General features: G+C 46.7%; 14 protein-coding genes. 7 read left to right on the top strand and 7 right to left on the bottom strand.

All coding sequences use genetic code 11. The features are described from left to right. Positions 1-2 precede the first annotated feature (2 nt). Positions 3-764, bottom strand: a complete 762-nt coding sequence (locus L0659_RS14285) for a helix-turn-helix transcriptional regulator (RefSeq protein ID WP_235126811.1) — start codon at positions 762-764, stop codon at positions 3-5. A 117-nt stretch (positions 765-881) separates the two neighbouring features. Between L0659_RS14285 and L0659_RS14280 the strand changes: the two genes are divergently transcribed. From L0659_RS14280 to L0659_RS14265, 4 genes are read left to right on the top strand one after another with little or no spacing between them, the layout of a single operon-like run. Next, positions 882-3,269, top strand: coding sequence for a TonB-dependent receptor (locus L0659_RS14280; protein ID WP_235126809.1), 2,388 nt, complete (start codon positions 882-884; stop codon positions 3,267-3,269). A 28-nt stretch (positions 3,270-3,297) separates the two neighbouring features. Continuing rightward, positions 3,298-4,536 carry a hypothetical protein gene (locus L0659_RS14275; protein WP_235126808.1) on the top strand — a complete coding sequence of 413 codons (1,239 nt, stop codon included), beginning with the start codon at positions 3,298-3,300 and terminating at the stop codon, positions 4,534-4,536. Between the two features lie 26 nt (positions 4,537-4,562). Beyond that, the gene (locus L0659_RS14270; RefSeq protein ID WP_235126807.1) at positions 4,563-5,738 is read left to right on the top strand and encodes a PepSY domain-containing protein; all 1,176 of its coding nucleotides are present in this window, start codon (positions 4,563-4,565) and stop codon (positions 5,736-5,738) included. 18 nt (positions 5,739-5,756) lie between these two features. Further along, entirely contained in the window at positions 5,757-5,957 is a 201-nt protein-coding gene (locus L0659_RS14265) for a hypothetical protein (RefSeq protein ID WP_235126806.1), read from the top strand. An 8-nt stretch (positions 5,958-5,965) separates the two neighbouring features. On the opposite strand, the gene L0659_RS14260 is transcribed toward L0659_RS14265, so the two are convergent. After that, positions 5,966-6,838 carry a DUF1080 domain-containing protein gene (locus L0659_RS14260; protein ID WP_235126805.1) on the bottom strand — a complete coding sequence of 291 codons (873 nt, stop codon included), beginning with the start codon at positions 6,836-6,838 and terminating at the stop codon, positions 5,966-5,968. 116 nt (positions 6,839-6,954) lie between these two features. Here L0659_RS14260 and L0659_RS14255 point away from each other — a divergent pair, with 116 nt between their 5' ends. Then, positions 6,955-7,791 (top strand): helix-turn-helix domain-containing protein, encoded by an 837-nt coding sequence (locus L0659_RS14255; protein WP_235126804.1) that lies wholly within the window; start codon positions 6,955-6,957, stop codon positions 7,789-7,791. Between the two features lie 14 nt (positions 7,792-7,805). On the opposite strand, the gene L0659_RS14250 is transcribed toward L0659_RS14255, so the two are convergent. Both L0659_RS14250 and L0659_RS14245 read right to left on the bottom strand, forming a co-directional pair. Further along, positions 7,806-9,188, bottom strand: a complete 1,383-nt coding sequence (locus L0659_RS14250) for a bifunctional class I SAM-dependent methyltransferase/glycosyltransferase family 2 protein (protein WP_235126803.1) — start codon at positions 9,186-9,188, stop codon at positions 7,806-7,808. Beyond that, a complete protein-coding gene (locus L0659_RS14245) occupies positions 9,185-10,693 on the bottom strand; it encodes a DUF2079 domain-containing protein (protein ID WP_235126802.1) in 1,509 nt (502 codons plus the stop codon). Before L0659_RS14245 ends, L0659_RS14250 begins: the two co-directional genes overlap by 4 nt. Before the next feature lie 106 nt (positions 10,694-10,799). Between L0659_RS14245 and L0659_RS14240 the strand changes: the two genes are divergently transcribed. Both L0659_RS14240 and L0659_RS14235 read left to right on the top strand, forming a co-directional pair. Further along, on the top strand, positions 10,800-12,350 hold the full coding sequence (locus L0659_RS14240) for an alkaline phosphatase family protein (protein ID WP_235126801.1): 1,551 nt from the start codon (positions 10,800-10,802) through the stop codon (positions 12,348-12,350). A gap of 80 nt (positions 12,351-12,430) precedes the next feature. After that, on the top strand, positions 12,431-12,742 hold the full coding sequence (locus L0659_RS14235; protein ID WP_235126800.1) for a hypothetical protein: 312 nt from the start codon (positions 12,431-12,433) through the stop codon (positions 12,740-12,742). Between the two features lie 160 nt (positions 12,743-12,902). On the opposite strand, the gene L0659_RS14230 is transcribed toward L0659_RS14235, so the two are convergent. The 3 genes from L0659_RS14230 to L0659_RS14220 form a co-directional block, all read right to left on the bottom strand. After that, the gene (locus tag L0659_RS14230; protein ID WP_235126799.1) at positions 12,903-13,457 is read right to left on the bottom strand and encodes a YceI family protein; all 555 of its coding nucleotides are present in this window, start codon (positions 13,455-13,457) and stop codon (positions 12,903-12,905) included. Positions 13,458-13,604: 147 nt separating this feature from the next. Next, positions 13,605-14,282, bottom strand: coding sequence for a TrkA family potassium uptake protein (locus tag L0659_RS14225; RefSeq protein WP_235126797.1), 678 nt, complete (start codon positions 14,280-14,282; stop codon positions 13,605-13,607). A gap of 11 nt (positions 14,283-14,293) precedes the next feature. Then, a complete protein-coding gene (locus L0659_RS14220) occupies positions 14,294-16,063 on the bottom strand; it encodes a TrkH family potassium uptake protein (protein WP_235126795.1) in 1,770 nt (589 codons plus the stop codon). Positions 16,064-16,079 lie beyond the last annotated feature (16 nt).

Genomic DNA, 16,079 nt, shown 5'->3' with positions numbered 1-16,079 from the left:
GGCTATCCTCTTAACTCTTTGGGCAAAAAACCGTATTTGCGTTTGAATGCCGCGGTGAAATGCTGCGGGTTTTTATATCCCGCCAATGCGGCAATTTCGGCGATGGAAGCTGCATGGCTCTGGTCCTGTATCCTTTGCCGGGCTTCTTCGAGGCGGATATCAGTGATAAACCCGAAAATTGTCGTCCCGAACAATTCCTTAAATCCTTCCTGCAATTTGGTGCGGTTGATGCCTGCGGTCTTGGAAAGTTCTTCAATCGAATACGGATTGTGAATGTTGTCCAGCAACATCGCCCTTACTTCGTTCAGCTTATCCATGTCCAGCTTCTTTAAAACCCTTTTGCCGGACGGTAATGCATTGATCTGTGTAATCTGCAATGTGAGCAGCTCAATGACTTTAGCTTCAATAAATAACCTTTTCAATGTGCCTGAAAAGCTGCATTCAATAATTTGCACCAGGATCTGCTTCATAGCGCTGGTAATCGGGAAACTGCGGTTACCCATGACGGCGGGAAGGTTCTTGTCAATGTTCTTGCCAAAATCACGCAGAATTTCGAGATCCTGATGGAGAATGCGTCTCAGGAAATTCAGGGAAAATTCAACGTCAATGCTTTTTAGATCAGACTGTTCTAACTGATTGGACTTTCTGTGCGGTCCCGGATAAAATAGCAGGGAATGTGAACCGCAGTTTTCAAAACGCATTTGTAAATAGGGAACATCACTTTCCGAGGTGTGTATAAGATCACTTTCCAAAACAATTTTCATCCGAAACTCCTGCTTTTAGCGTCATTAAAAGTGCATATGGCGTTAACCGCCCGAGGTTAGCCAACCGTAGCTTTGCATCTATTTTTAAACAGTCTTAATTAACAAATTTATACAGAGTTGACAAGATCTCTCCTAGTCCATTCACTTTTATTTACAATACTGCTTTTTACGCAGTTACCAGCGGCTGGCCAGGGAACCATTGTTATTTCAGGAATTGTACAGGACAGCCAGGGAAATTTCCTTCCGGGCGCTTCTGTGACTGTGTTGAATACGGATAAAGGGACGCTTACCGACAGTGTTGGCGCGTTTCGCATGACATTGCCTCCTATGGATTCTTACACCATTGAAATTCAGCATGTCGGCTTCAAAAAACTAACGCGCAACCTTGCCCGCAAGGGCGCCAGGAAGAGCATCACATTTACTTTGCTGGACGACCAAACCCAGCTGTCGGAGGTGCAGGTTATGGGGCAATCGGAAACCCAGCAGGCAAAGCTGCGACCGATTAAGGCTGAAATCATTAATACAAAGGCCGTTCAGCAACAACCTTCTTCATTGGTTGAGCTCATGAACCGTTCGGCGGGAATACGCATCCGGCAAACGGGAGGATTAGGGTCCAATTCAGGCCTGATGATGAACGGGTTCCAGGACCGGGCGATCAAAAATTTCCGCGATGGCATTCCGCTGGACTATCTGGGCGCAGGTTACAACATTTCGCTCGTGCCGGTAAATATGCTCGAACGCGTGGAAGTGTACAAAGGTGTTTTGCCGACCGCATTAGGCGCCGACGCGCTGGGCGGTGCTGTGAATATGGTAACCAAAAAATCGCTTTACCGCTATGCGGAAGCCTCCTATGAGATTGCTTCGTTTAACACCCACCGTGCATCGTTAAACGCGTTGTATAGCGATACGACCAAGCATTTTTTTATCGGTGCTGATGCATTTCTGAATCGGTCGGATAACAATTATAAGGTTGATGTGACTGTAACCGATCAGGAAACGGCAGCACGGACGCCAGCGACGGTGCGCTTATTTCACAACCAGTTTACCAATTACTACACAGAAGGTTACGCAGGGCTCACCAACCTGCCCTGGGCCGATGAGCTTCGCGTGGGTCTGACGTGGTTTCACATTAACAGGCAAAATCAATATGGCGCAACGATGTCGCAGCCGTTTGGCGCGTCTGTGAGCAGGCAGCATTCGGTCATTCCCACGCTTCGTTATCGCAAAAAATTCGGCCGGCTTGGCATTGACCAGTTCCTGACGGCGAGCAACATTCATACGGCGCAAGTGGACACGGCAAGAGGCACTTACGACTGGTATGGCAGGTTTATTCCCAGCCCTTCACGCCTGGGTGAAATCTCGATGCTAGGCAGTTTGTCAAACATTAAATTCTCCTATTTTACTTCAAGAACCCATTTGAGCTATCAGGTCGCGGAAAATCATCTTGCTGAGTTTAATGTGGTTTCCACGAACATTGGACGCACGGGAACAGATCCCATGGGATTGAAATTGCCTCAGACCGGCCAGGATATTTTATCGCTTCCGGCAAAATATTATAAAGTGATCGGAGCAGCCGGCGTTCAGTCCGTTTTTATGAACGGGAAGCTCACCAACAACCTGATCGCGAAATTCTATCATTATAACTCATCCACCATTAACGTTGACATTTACGGGTCCGCCCTGGGCGCGCACAGGTCTACTTCCGAGAATAGCTTCGGCATTGCGGAAGCGTTGAAACTCGCATTGACCGACAACACTTTTTTGCGGTTTTCGGCGGAGGCGGCTACGCGCTTGCCCGAGCAGGATGAAATGTTTGGTGACGGAAATTTCCATCGTTCCAACTTCCTTTTAACACCCGAAAAAAGCACCAACCTGAATCTGGGTTTCCGGACGGAAAGAAGGAATGCTTACAGCCTGGAAGTCAACACATTTTACCGCATTACCAAAGACCTTATCCTGAAAGTTCCTGTCGATTTTTTGTTTACCCAAAATCAAAATGTTGAAAATGTTAAGGGAATTGGCCTCGAAGCCGATTTGAATGTGTCGCTGAACCGCTGGCTGCGCGCGAACGGTAATTTTACCTACCAGGATTTCCGTCTGTTCGACACGCAAAACCGCCAGACCGAAAAGGCCCGCCTACGCAATACACCTTACTTCTTTGCCAACCTGGGGCTGAACAGCACCCTTAATCACATTGGCAGCAACGGGAAGGTCCACTTGTATTACTACTTCACTTTCGTGCGGGAATATTATCTGAATTATGTGCCCAAAAATCTGGAACCGGACGGTTTCCTGGGATTGTGGGGCAAAGCGAAATTTGATGCACCCAACATTATCCCGAACCAGGGCTTACACTCGGCGGGGTTTACCTATCATCCGGGCGGAGACCGCTTTTCAATTGGTTTCCAGGCCAAAAACTTCCTGAATGCGCGCATTTACGACAATTTCCGCATTCAGAATGCCGGACGCAGCTTACACCTGAAACTTAATTATACCCTCAAATAAATTTTAGTTTTTTATCAAATCCAATGTTATGAAAACCCCTTTATTCAAGTATCTGTTCTACTTTTTCGCTGCCTCCACATTCATCGGCTGCTCATCCGATGATGACATCGACAGCCCGAACCCGGAAGAAAAAGACAAGTTTATATTGATGACCACCACATCCCGTTTTGAGTCCGGCTTTATCACGCCGGTGGAAGGACTTCCGTCGGGAAGCATTCAAAACAACAACTCTAAAACGTTGCAGGTGGCGAGTGCATTTGGTTTCCGCACTTTCAAAAACTGGCTTTTCAACCGCTCCAATGCGGCTGGTGACGAAGGTTTGCAGAAATACACAGTTAACGCAGACGGCAGCCTGAAAGACGAAGGCTTCATCGCTGGTTCTTCCCAATATCTGGTTGTAAACGAAACGTCAGGATACTATCTGGACGTGACGCGAGGAACGCTCAAATTACAGAAATTCAATCCGACAACCATGTTGCGGACGGGTGAAGTGGATTTGTCGGTAGTGAAGAAAGAAGGCGTTGAATATCAGGTTGTAGGCCAGCATACCATAGCTGCGAAAGAAGGGAAATTATTTGTTGGGATCACCTATGGCACGAAGGCGAACGCAGGTTATGGAGACGACGTTTTCAATGCGGTTGAATTTGCAGTAATAGACCTGGCAACAGACAAATATGAAAAGACGATCAAATATGATGGTTTGAAAAGCATTGGATGGGGCTCTTCGGGCAACAAAATGTGGTCGATCGGCGATGACGGCGCATTGTATCTTTACAGCACCGGATTAGGAAACTCAGCATTCTCCAACTCATCCATTATCCGTATCAAAAAAGGAGAAACCGATTTCGACAAAACCTGGGTGTTCTCCACAAAAGAGCTGAAAGCAGGAAACTCCATTGCAACTGCGTTGGTAAAAGGCGGAAAATTGTATTTTGAAATGACCACTGTTCCATTGAAACCCGACTACTCTAACCTTACCGCAAGTATTTTTGAATACTATACTTACGATATGACTTCAAAACAAGTGACCAAAATTGAAGGGTTGCCACTACACGATTACGCATATGCCAATGAGCAGGCTATCACCGAAATAGATGGCAAAGTTTACCTGTGGGTCAGAAACGGAACGGTTACTACCAGCGGCACCACCACCGTAACAACCGTAAATGAAGACGGCTATTACGTTGTAGACGGCAATAAAGCGACTTCGGTTTTCAAGGTTGCGCATGACGGAACAATCCAGGGTTTCGCAAAACTGAGTGAATAAATCATCCACCATAAGCATTTATTATTATGAGTTCTGTCAAAAAAATCCAGACCTGGTTCCAGATCCACAAATGGACGAGCCTGATATGTACGGCATTTTTACTGATGCTTTGTATTACCGGACTTCCCCTGATCTTTCACGAAGAAATCGAGGAGCTGGAAGGCAAACCGCACATGGCCAAACAAGTGCCCGCCGGGACGCCTAAGGCCAGTCTGGACAACCTGGCAGAAAGTGCATTGGCACATTATCCCAAAAAAGTGATCCGTTACGTCTACTGGGATGAGCATGAACAGAATACGACCGCATTCAGCCTCTCCGATTCCATCAATGCCGATCCGAATAATTACACAACGGTGATCGTGGATGACCATACGGCTGAGGTTCTGGAAACACCCAATTACCAGGAAGGTTTCATGTATATCATGTTCCAGATGCACGTAGACATGTTTATGGGCATCGGCGGCAAATTGTTTTTAGGCGTCATGGGCCTGCTTTTCATTGCAGCCATTGTATCTGGCATTATGCTTTACGGTCCGATCATGAAAAGGTTTGATTTCGGAATGATCCGCACCGAGCGCTCCACCCGGCTCAAATGGCTCGACCTGCATAATTTACTGGGTGTGGTAACCATTGTATGGGGTGTGGTTGTAGGTTTTACGGGTGTCATTAACACTGCTTCGGAAATTGTCCTGGGACTGTGGCAGGCAGGACAGCTTTCCGAAATGACTGCGCCCTACAAAAACGCCGGACCGCTTACAGGTAAACTGAGCTCTGTGGATCAGGCTGTTACATTGACAAAACAAGCTGCTCCGGGCATGGAACCTTCCCTGATCGCCTATCCGGGCACGCCGTTTTCAAGCAAGCACCATTATGCCGTTTTTGTAAAAGGAAATACACCATTGACGAAGCGCATCATCAAACCTGCTTTGATCGATGCAAAAAAAGGTGTACTCACGGATCTTCGTGATATGCCCTGGTTTGTGAATGCTTTGTTCATATCTCAGCCGTTGCATTTTGGCGATTACGGCGGCTTGCCGCTTAAAATTATCTGGGCGCTGTTCGATATCGCCACGATCGTAATCCTGGGCAGCGGGTTATACTTGTGGTTTGCCCGCAATAAAGCCACAAGGGCGCATATCAAGCGACTGGACAAGAATGATGAAGAAATCCTGACAGTCCAGGCGCATAGTGAAAATGTTTAACATCAAATCCACCAGGTCATGGTAAAAAGTATTTTCTGGAAAGTCTGGGGACTTCCTATCCTTATCGGAATTTTGTCGGCAATCGGACTTGTATCCGCGCTGACCGGGGACGGTTTTTTTGATCTGCTGTCATGGCTTACGCTGGGCATCCCGGTGATCCTGGCAGTTTGGTATTTGATGAAACCAAAGAAAAACCAAACCATAGCCCGGGCCAGATAAGCATTGGTTTAAAATAAGCTTGCGTATTGTTTGGGCATTGCGGTTAGTTCTTTGATAAGAATGTCACGATAAAATACTTCTGCGGCTTCACTTTGCAATTGAATCTTTCCGCTGATCATCGGCACATTCTTTCCGTCGGGTGTAATGTAGCGCGAGTTATTGAGCACCATAACCACGTGACCGTTAACAATATGCAAGCTTTTCCCTTCAAAACAAATCAATTCAAGCGTGGTCCATTCACCAGCCGGGCTTTCGTGGTTTTCCGATCGCATGCAATAATAATCCCCGCCCGTTTTGAATGTTCCGAACGGCTGTTTATGGTCTGCAACCCGGTTCATCACGCCTTCGGATGGAAATGACCGTATATCAATCGCTGAATTCGCCTGGCACCAGAAATCCCCCATATGCCCTTCCATGATCTGAAATTCCTGCGAGAGCATCCACGAACGCCAGTATTCCGCACCCGCTTCGCCATTGGAATGATACAAGATTCCAGAGTCACGGAGCTTGTCTTTCCGGGGCTCGTATTTGTTTTCACCCCATTTCATTTGCAGTTTGAGGTGGTAGTTTTTGTATGATTTTTTGGTAAATACACAGCCGTAAGTTTCGCCGCTCACGTGCAACACAGGAGAACCGGAAGCATTATTTACAGAGAAAACCTTACCATTATCTTTATTATAGCCAATGGGCGAAATGGGTTTTCCATTCGCATCTGTTGGTATTTTTCCATTATAACCGGGTTTGTGGTTATAACTCAGATAATTTTCCCATTGCGAAAGATCTTTGTCCAGCAGTGGCGTCCATTCGTCCGCGTTACGCATGGAAAACAGTGTACAAATCGCGATAATTGCTGTTAATGTGAGTAGTCGAAGTTTTATCATTGGATTCAGTCTGGCCGGTTACATGGTTTTACGGACACAAATTTAGAAATGCCATTCCCGTTCCAATTGTAAAAATCCATTGTTAATTGGTATGTTTATGCTGTTCTTCAAACCGCATGAAACGATACGTCCTTCATACACCATTCAGCATTTACCATTTCGAGGCCGACACCTGGACACACTCTGTCCATAAGCATACGTATTTCGAGATCATTTTCATCCTGAAAGGAGTCGGGGTTCACCATATCAATGGCAATGCATTCCAATACAGCGAAGGAGATGTTTTTTTGCTGGGCCCCGAAGATTTCCACCATTTCGACATTCAGGAACCGACGGAATTCAGCTTTGTCCGCTTCAACGAGTCCATTCACAAGCAGTTACCAGGCGACAAAGACCGTCCCTGGCAGCCGGTGATCAGGACATTGCTCAACACTTCCTCACAAAGCCGCGGATCCATTGTGACGGATAAGCAGGAAAAGCAGAAGCTGCATCACTTGCTGACGGTCCTGGAAGCGGAATCGGCCAACGACCAGTCGCAGTATTTTGAGATCATCCGCGATAGCCTGATGCGCAGCATGCTGATTATCCTGGCGCGTAACCTGTTCAGTCAGACGCAGGGCAAGCCTGTGATGAAGGATTCAATAGAAGCGATTTTAATGTATATCCGGCAGCACATTTACCGGCCTGAGGACCTGACCATTGAGCATCTGGCCGAAACCTTTCATTATGCGCCTGCCTATATAAGCCTGTTTTTCAAAAAACAAACCGGCGAATCTTTGAAACAATACATTATCAAGCACAAGATCAAACTCATTGAAGCACGTCTCCTTTACAGCCAGCTAACCCTGAGTGAAATTGCTGACGAATTCAGCTATACGGACGAAAGCCATCTTTGTAAACAATTCCGGAAATACACTGGCGCCACGCCAACCGCGTTCCGGATGCGGATGTGAAGCACTGCGTATGGTCAGGTAAACTTGATTTTTTTCACGGCAAATGCGGTCATGCGCAGCAGCAGCCATCCATGTTTGAAACGTGAAATATTGGTTTCACCATAAGTGCGCGCCCGGTAGCGGATGGGGATCTCGACAAATTTGAGATTCAGTTTGGCAGAACCAAAGATGAGGTCAAAGTCGCCAAAAGGATCAAAATCGCCGAAGTAGGACCTGTTAGCGGCTAATTTCAGATAGTTTTCCCTTGAAATCACTTTCGTACCACATAATGTATCCTTTAAATTTTGGCCCAAAAGCCATGAAAATGCCAGGCTGAAAAATTTATTACCCAGCAGGTTCAGGAAACGCATGGCTTGTTTTTCCATCGGATACACGAGCCGCGAGCCGTTGATATACTCCCCTTTCCCCGAAGCGATTGCATTAAAAAACTTCGGCAGCTCTTCCGGCGCCACGGTCATATCGGCATCCAGGATCATCAGAATATCCCCGGTCGCCATGCTGTAACCTTTCCGCACGGCATCGCCTTTGCCCTTCCCCGCTTGTTGTGCCCATTGAATGTCCCTATGCTCCTTATACTGAGCGCCCAGCCGCTGAATCTCCTCCCAGGTTTGGTCAGTGGAGTTGCCTTCAATAAAAATGAGTTCCGTATGGCGGCCCATTGTGGGTGTGCGCTGAATGAGCGCTTCAATGTTGCCTTTCTCGTTACGTGCAGGGATGATCACGCTTACGCTCATTTCACTCGCAGGTTTCAGAGCGACGCGGTTGCTCCTGGCGACAAGGCAGGTGATCAATCCTAAGGCATTGATTAACGGCAAGTTGGCAACATAACGGTTCAGAAATGCAGATAGTAAAGGAATGTATTTGGGGAAGATCATCTTCTTATCGTGACCGATCAGCTCAAAATCCGACAGGTTGAGAAGGGAGACAATGTCACTGATATCGAGCCAGTTCTGGCGTTTTTGAGGCATTTTCAAACTTAGCTTTTCGGCTAAATTTAATATTGGCCGCCAAATGAAGTTGGTGGATGTAATGATCAGGCGCGTCTGCGGTGTGAAGGCCTTGTGAATTTCTTCAAACACCATCTGCACATCCCTGAAACTTCCGATCGTATCGCTGATGACCACGTAATCGAATGTTTCGTCCAAAGTTAAATGCTCCGCATTCATTTCAAAATAGCGGTTTGCGGGGCGATGGATCCTGGCATAACGGATCATTTCTTCCGAAACGTCGATCCCTACTCCCCGAGACGGGCGGAGCTGTTCCAGAAGATATCCGGTGCCGCAGCCTATTTCCAGCACCGAGCTTCCTTCGGGTATAATGAATTTTAAATGCGACACCAGAGACCGGTGGTAATAGGCATTTTTCCGGATCCATTTTTCTCTTTCTTCCCCTGTCATTTGAAGTTCTGTTTGTACCAGCCCGGATCGGCCAGAATTAAGAGTTGCTTATTTGGGACCGTCTGGTAATCACTTCCCGGAAAAGTGCGGTATGCGCCGCGTTTGACTAAATCCTTTTCATAAATATAAAGCACAGGTTTGCCCAGAACATGAAGTGGAAACGCTCCATTATTCTCCCAGAAACTAGGGTAAACATTTTCAAAATAGCGCAGGTGCTGAAACGGAACGATCACTTCCGACCCACCAGGCAACTTTTCAGCTAACTGATGAAGTTCTTTTGCAGTGCCATCGGGATAAGGGTTTAGTCCAAAGTGCGTTTGTAACATATAAGATACATTCGCGGCCAGGCGTGCAGGTTTGAATTCGAAGTTGAAATGGTGGGCAACCAGAAACGGAGCAAAAACAAATTGCAGCAGGCAGCCCGCCAGTGTCCAGGACACCGCGTTCCGATCTCTCAAAATACCCGCTTGCGCAAACCGGCAGCTCAAAAACAGGAATGCGCTGAACATAAATGCCCACATGCCGCTAATCCGCGGCGGATAAGAGATTCCCGGATAAATGGTCGGAAAGTAATAAAGTGATTCGGTTGCGAACATCACAAACAAGACCATATAACAACCGCCTAATGACCATATAATGAGTCCCTTATAACCAAACGTACGAAGCCAGGGAATAGAAGGGATAAGAGCCAAACCAAAAGTTAGCAACCCGACCGCGCCGGAGAACAGAACGTAATAAGCGAAAGTCTGGTTGAGCTGCACATTCGAAAATGCCTGGTCGAGACGGCTTGTTTTTGGACCGTTTAAATAGGAAAGCCACCAAATCCCAAGTGCAAACAATCCCAGGCAAACAACCGTTATGATCACATTTCTCTTGTTCAGGATATAACTGAGCCAATGCTTCCCCGGATGCCGCAAAACCAGATCAACCACCGAGCAGAACAGTAAAAGGCAGCAAATGAGCACGATGGCCGATTCTTTAACCAAAAATGTGAGTAGAAGCCAAACCGCGCCCATCCTCCACTTCCGCTGCGCCAGACATAATGCAAGCAGTGCGAGCAGCGGCACAAAATATTGTTCGGGATGCCAGCCAAAATAATCCAAATACATAAAATACGCCATCGGCCCGAAAACATAACACAGCGCCGTAACCCAGGAAGCGCGGCGTTCCAGCACATTAAACCGTGACAGACTTTGATAGTATGTAATGAAAAAGCCGCCGGTAAGGCACACATAGGCCATAAAAAGCCCATATACGCCCATCCATTTTGTAAAAATGCCTGCAATGGGAATGAAATAATAATTATGCTGCAACGCATGATTCCCATAAACAGTATCAAACAGAAACGGGCGACCTTCCAGCCATCCGCGGCTCAATTGCAGGATCACCATTCCATCGGCATACTGCTCCGGGCTGGTCTGGAATTGGAACACTTTGAGTAAAAACCACAAGATACAACCTATAACAGGCAGCATAATGAGAAGCGGATTGGTATATCGGCCCATAGGGATGCTTGAAAGTCGTTTATAAATTTAAGGCTCCGTTACGGAAGGACACATCTTTTTGGAGGAATAAATAATTTTTATGTAATTTTTGTGCAAATGCTTCAAAATGAACGTCAAAAACACAATTGCAGCCTGCGTCTTCCTGTTGGTCTGGGCGCCTTTTTCTACCCATGATGCGCTTGCCCAGAAGCCTGCCGGGCACGCGCAGACCAACAAAAATAAAACGTTGATCGTATTCTTCGACGGCCTTCGGCCTGACTACATTACGCAGGACCAAATGCCGAATTTGTATGCATTCAAACAAAAAGCATCTTTCGGAAAACAGCATCACAGCGTGTTCCCGACGGTTACGCGTGTGAATTCTTCTTCCTATGCAACCGGTTCCTATCCCGGCACGCACGGTTTGCTGGGCAACGCCATCTACTTCCCCAAAGTAAATCCGAACAAGGCAATCGGCACATCTTATCCCGATCTGATGAAGGTGCAGGAATCGGAAGGCAAGTTGCTTACAGCCGTTTCGCTGGGCGAAGTGCTGGATGCGGCCGGGGAACAAATGATGGTTTTCAGCTCGGGGACCACGGGCCAGGCTTTCTTACAAAATCATAAAGTTGGAAAAGGCGCGATCATTAATCCGGACCTGATCCTGCCGGAATCGTTCAAAGCGCAGGTCATGGTAGACATTGGCCCGATGCCCAAAGAAAGCGGCGACGTCTTTATCAAGCACAAATGGATAGCAGATGCATTGCTGCATTATGGATTTAAAAACGACGGCCCGCTCGTGAGTGCAATATGGTTTTCTGATCCCGACGGCGCGGCACACCGCTACGGCATGGGTTCGGAGCAGGCCGTGGCGGCTATTCAATATGTCGACGCGCAGTTTGGCCGCATTCTCGATTCACTTGCAAAAAAGGGTTTGAGAGAAAAAACCAACATTCTCGTTTCCACTGACCATGGGTTCGTTACGCACATTGGAAAACAAAACCTGGGCGATTTTCTGATTTCAGAAGGCTTGAAAAAGGACAAAGATTCTGATGACGTGGTGGTCGCGGAGGGCGCCATTTATGTGAAAGATCACCAGGAAGATGCCATTAATAAGATCGTTGCGGCATTGCATAAGACCGATTGGGTTGGTGCTGTTTTTACCAAACCCAAAAAGAAAGGAGATATGATGGGCTGGGTGAATGGCACACTTTCCTTCGAATCTATCCATTACAACCACCCCACACGCTCTGGCGATATTCTGGTTGCGCCGAATTGGAATGACAATAAAAATGACAAAGGTTTCGCGGGGGCGGATTTTTCGGTGGGCGTTGCAGGTCATGGCGGTTCGAGTCCCTATGAAATCAACATTGCACTCTTTGGCGACGGTCCGGATCTCAAAAACGCATTCACCAGCGAACTCCCTACATCGAACATTGACATTGCGCCCACCGTGCTCGCGCTGTCCGGCTTGAAGGTGCCTTCCGAAATGGACGGCCGGGTGTTGACGGAATATTTCGAAAGCAAACCGGCATCTTACAAAAAAGTAGAAAAGAAAGTCTTCCAAACGGAAGCAAAATATCCATGGGGCACGTATAAATTGAAACTTGAAATGTCCGTTTTAGGGGGTTACAAGTATGTTGATTTTACCAAAACTGAAAGAAGCAGGTCAAATTAATGCCCGAAGTGCGGTTTGAGAATCCCTTATGCCATTGGTACAATTTTTATCGCTTTAAGGGCAAACAACTAATATTTGAAATGGCAAAAACGACAGATTATGAAACCTGGCTGTCCAGTGTGGATTTGAAGGGCGATCAAGATGTATATGATTTGTATAGTTCGGTAACCAACTTTGAGAAATCCGGTAACTTCTACACGTCAAAGGAAGTCACTAATGACGGTTATGAATATCTGGTGCATGCAGAAGGCGTACAAGACAACCTCCATCTGCAATCAGACGATGCCAAATTTACCTTTTTGGAATACCTGAAAGCCAACCATACAGATGCGGCAGACAACGACATTCAGGCGTGGTATCAGATGAGACAAGAGCTGGGCAGAACGGATTAGTACATTTCCGGCTTGAAAACACACTTTCTGACAGCAGCGCACCATGCGCATGATCGTCAGTAACAGATTCGCACCGAGTTACTTGCTCCAACATTTAAGCCGTTGAAGCAAGTAAGTCGCGCGTTTCGATCTTCTCTTAATTGATTGCCAATACATTGCATTACGCTGCAACTGCTTCATTAACAACTTCCTTGGCAAGCTGAATGTTGGCGATAATCTTGATATTCTCGCCCAAAGCCAAACCACCGGTTTCAGTCAGCGCATTGAAAGTTACATTGAAATCCTTCCGGTCAATGGTCCCGGTCACTTCGAATCCCACCTTGGTATTGCCCCAGGGATCCCTTTCAGTTCCACCATATTCCGCTTCCAGCTCCACCTCTTTGGTGATCCCTTTAATGGTAAGGTTACCAGTCAGTGTATATAAATCTCCTTTGATTTTTGTAAATGATGTGGATTGGAAATGAAACTGCGGATATGTTGTGGTTTCGAAAAAATCCGTGTTCCGTAAATGTTCGTCGCGCCCGGGCTGACCGGTATCCACGCTGTCCACATCTATTGTAAATTCAATTGCTGCGTTTTCAAACTGCTCCCCTTCCGTAACCGCACGGCCGCTGAACGATTTGAAGGATCCTGTAACCGTTGAGATCACAAGGTGTTTTACTTTAAACTGCACTTCCGAGTGCATTGGGTCGACATTCCAGATTATTTTTGACATTGCACAAAATGTTATATTGATACTAACCATGATTGATATGGCAGTACAAACATAGGCACTAATGCTATGGAAAGTATAGTACTATTCAAAAGGTTAGCAGTAACCTTTTGAATAGCGGATGGATTTATAATTTGGTCTAAACCAACATTAATGCATCAGCTTTTCAATGTCTTTCAATTCCCCGAAAAGAACCAAAACCTCGTCCTCATGCATGATGGTGCCCGGTGTAGCAATGCCCGAAGCCCTCTTAAATATCTTGGCCAGCCCATTTTCAGACCCTTTCGATAATGTCAGCACCGTTAATACGATCACATTGTAACGGTTGGTGAGATCAGCCTCAGCGAGTGTTTTACCCACATACCGCGCCGGGACGCGAATTTCGATAATGCTGTATTTTTCAGATACTTTGAATGAATCGACAATTCCTGAATTGTCCAGGCGCATGGCCAGCCTTTCTGCTGATTCTTCTTCCGGCAGAATATACTCTTCGATCTGCATCGCTTCAAGGACGGTTTTTTGAAGGTCGGAAACCACCCGGCCGATGATCTTTTTCACGCCGAGTTGTTTAAGCAATGCTGTCGAGAGGAGTGATGCGCGTTCGTCTTCGCCTATGGCCACAATCACCGCGTCTGCGTCTTTAAGCGGCAGCGAGCTCACTGCATTCTTATCCGTGCAATCCATGCAAACCGTATGCGTGATGCGCTCTTTCAGCTGCTCGGCCTTTTGCATGTCGTTATCGACACCAATTGTCTCGTGTCCCAGTTCTGTCAGACGGATAGCCAGTGATTTACCGAAACTTCCCAATCCAAATATGATGTATTTCATTTTTTACCAGTTTAAAAGTTCATCTGCTCGCCGGGAAGCTGATAGTTTGTAGGTCTTGCATTCCGGACAATGGCCACAAGCAATGTAAGCGACCCTACCCTGCCGATAAACATCGTTGCAATGATCACCAACCGGCCTGCATTACTCAATTCCGGCGTCACACCCAGGCTGAGGCCGGTTGTACTATATGCCGAAAATGTTTCGAATGCGAGTGAAAGAAGATTTTTTTCAGGATCTGTGACAGACAGCAAGAAAATGGCCATACCAAGAAAGATCAGGGATAATGAGATGATTCCCAACGCCTTGGATATCGACTCATCCAAAACCTTTCGTCCAAAAACTTCAATCGTACCTTTTCCCCTGGCCAGTGTGGCAATGTTAAGAATAGCGAGCGCAAATGTTGTGACCTTGATCCCGCCTCCAGTAGAACCAGGTGCAGCCCCGATCCACATCAGCAGAAAGATCAGCATCACCGTCGGAAAAGCCAGTTGCCCCATCATAACCGTATTAAAGCCAGCGGAACGTGGGCTGGTGCCGATGAACAGCGCGGTGACGATCTTGCCATAATAAGACTCGTGCGCCAGCAGCGTGTGATCAGATTCTAAAATAAAGACGACTGTAAACCCAAACAGAATGAGGAAAAAGCTGGTATAGGCGATGAGTTTTGAATTAAATGCAATCACACGCGCCCTATGAATGAAATGGCGGCCGTGCCGGATCCGGTGGTACAAATTGAAAGCCCAGCGCCGGATAAATTCATAGGAATTAAAGATGATCCCGAAACCCAGTCCGCCCATGACATAGAGCATAATGAGGGAAAGATGCAGCTCGTAATTAAACCGGAGCGCCGCATTATTCATGCCGTCCGGGACAGTGGAAAAACCAGCATTACAAAAGGCGCTGACTGCATGAAAAACGGTAAAATAAAGCTGCTCAGCCCGGCTCTCGAAATCGCTCGGGTCCAGGCTCAGATAAATGAATATACCGCCCAGGATCTCGAAAAAGAAAGTAACCAGAATGATTTTATATAAAGTAGAAATCACGGAGCTGACCTTGTTCTCACCGATCAGCTCGGTAAACATGAGCTGATTTTTGTATGAAAAACCCCCGGAAAAAAAGTAACCGAAAAAACCCGTAAATGTCATGATCCCCAGCCCGCCGATTTGTACAAGCACAAGCAGAATGGTCTGTCCGAAACGTGTAAATTCGGAAGCAATGTCCACAACGGACAGCCCCGTAATGCAGACCGCGCTGGTCGCCAGAAATAGTGCATCCACAAATGTAAGCTGCTGATGATGTGTAGTTTTCGGAAGCAGCAGCAGCGCAGTGCCGATTAGGATCAATGTCAGAAAGCTCAGTACAAAAAGTAATGTGGGATTAAAATAGAATTTGTCGAAGAACAGCGTCTTTTTGGAAACCTCGATGATCAGTATGGCAAATATGCCTACATACATCCATTCGGGTTTCACAAGTTCTGTCCCATCCTGGCCGGAAAAATGGTAACTGTCGGCGATGATAACGGCAATGAAGTAAAATAGCAGCACCGCCTCTCCTATCCGGGAAATGATCGATGATCTACTTTTAAATGCAGTGAAAGTTTTGGCACACAATGCCAGGGCGAAAAAGAAGAAGCACCATTCCAATATCCGGTTGGTAAGCTGCTCGATCTCAGGATCCCGGTTATATCCCACATGAAACACGACCACCATTGAACAAACGATACTCATCGCGATCATGATGTGGTCCAGTGTTTTCCGGAAATATATTATTTTTTCATTCATCCATGCGCCCTATTTG

Origin of the sequence: Dyadobacter sp. CY347 (genome assembly GCF_021502655.1) — a bacterium.
Classification (GTDB): Bacteria; Bacteroidota; Bacteroidia; order Cytophagales; family Spirosomataceae; genus Dyadobacter.
This window is presented reverse-complemented; position numbering and strand designations above follow the sequence as displayed.

Excerpts from the sequence above, each read along its gene's own strand:
- L0659_RS14245 (WP_235126802.1), bottom strand. The coding sequence starts at position 10,693 with ATGGGCCGATATACCAATCCGCTTCTCATTATGCTGCCTGTTATAGGT.
- L0659_RS14235 (WP_235126800.1), top strand. The coding sequence starts at position 12,431 with ATGGCAAAAACGACAGATTATGAAACCTGGCTGTCCAGTGTGGATTTG.
- L0659_RS14255 (WP_235126804.1), top strand. The coding sequence starts at position 6,955 with ATGAAACGATACGTCCTTCATACACCATTCAGCATTTACCATTTCGAG.
- L0659_RS14270 (WP_235126807.1), top strand. The coding sequence starts at position 4,563 with ATGAGTTCTGTCAAAAAAATCCAGACCTGGTTCCAGATCCACAAATGG.
- L0659_RS14240 (WP_235126801.1), top strand. The coding sequence starts at position 10,800 with ATGAACGTCAAAAACACAATTGCAGCCTGCGTCTTCCTGTTGGTCTGG.
- L0659_RS14285 (WP_235126811.1), bottom strand. The coding sequence starts at position 764 with ATGAAAATTGTTTTGGAAAGTGATCTTATACACACCTCGGAAAGTGAT.
- L0659_RS14220 (WP_235126795.1), bottom strand. The coding sequence starts at position 16,063 with ATGAATGAAAAAATAATATATTTCCGGAAAACACTGGACCACATCATG.
- L0659_RS14250 (WP_235126803.1), bottom strand. The coding sequence starts at position 9,188 with ATGACAGGGGAAGAAAGAGAAAAATGGATCCGGAAAAATGCCTATTAC.
- L0659_RS14265 (WP_235126806.1), top strand. The coding sequence starts at position 5,757 with ATGGTAAAAAGTATTTTCTGGAAAGTCTGGGGACTTCCTATCCTTATC.
- L0659_RS14260 (WP_235126805.1), bottom strand. The coding sequence starts at position 6,838 with ATGATAAAACTTCGACTACTCACATTAACAGCAATTATCGCGATTTGT.
- L0659_RS14225 (WP_235126797.1), bottom strand. The coding sequence starts at position 14,282 with ATGAAATACATCATATTTGGATTGGGAAGTTTCGGTAAATCACTGGCT.
- L0659_RS14275 (WP_235126808.1), top strand. The coding sequence starts at position 3,298 with ATGAAAACCCCTTTATTCAAGTATCTGTTCTACTTTTTCGCTGCCTCC.
- L0659_RS14230 (WP_235126799.1), bottom strand. The coding sequence starts at position 13,457 with ATGTCAAAAATAATCTGGAATGTCGACCCAATGCACTCGGAAGTGCAG.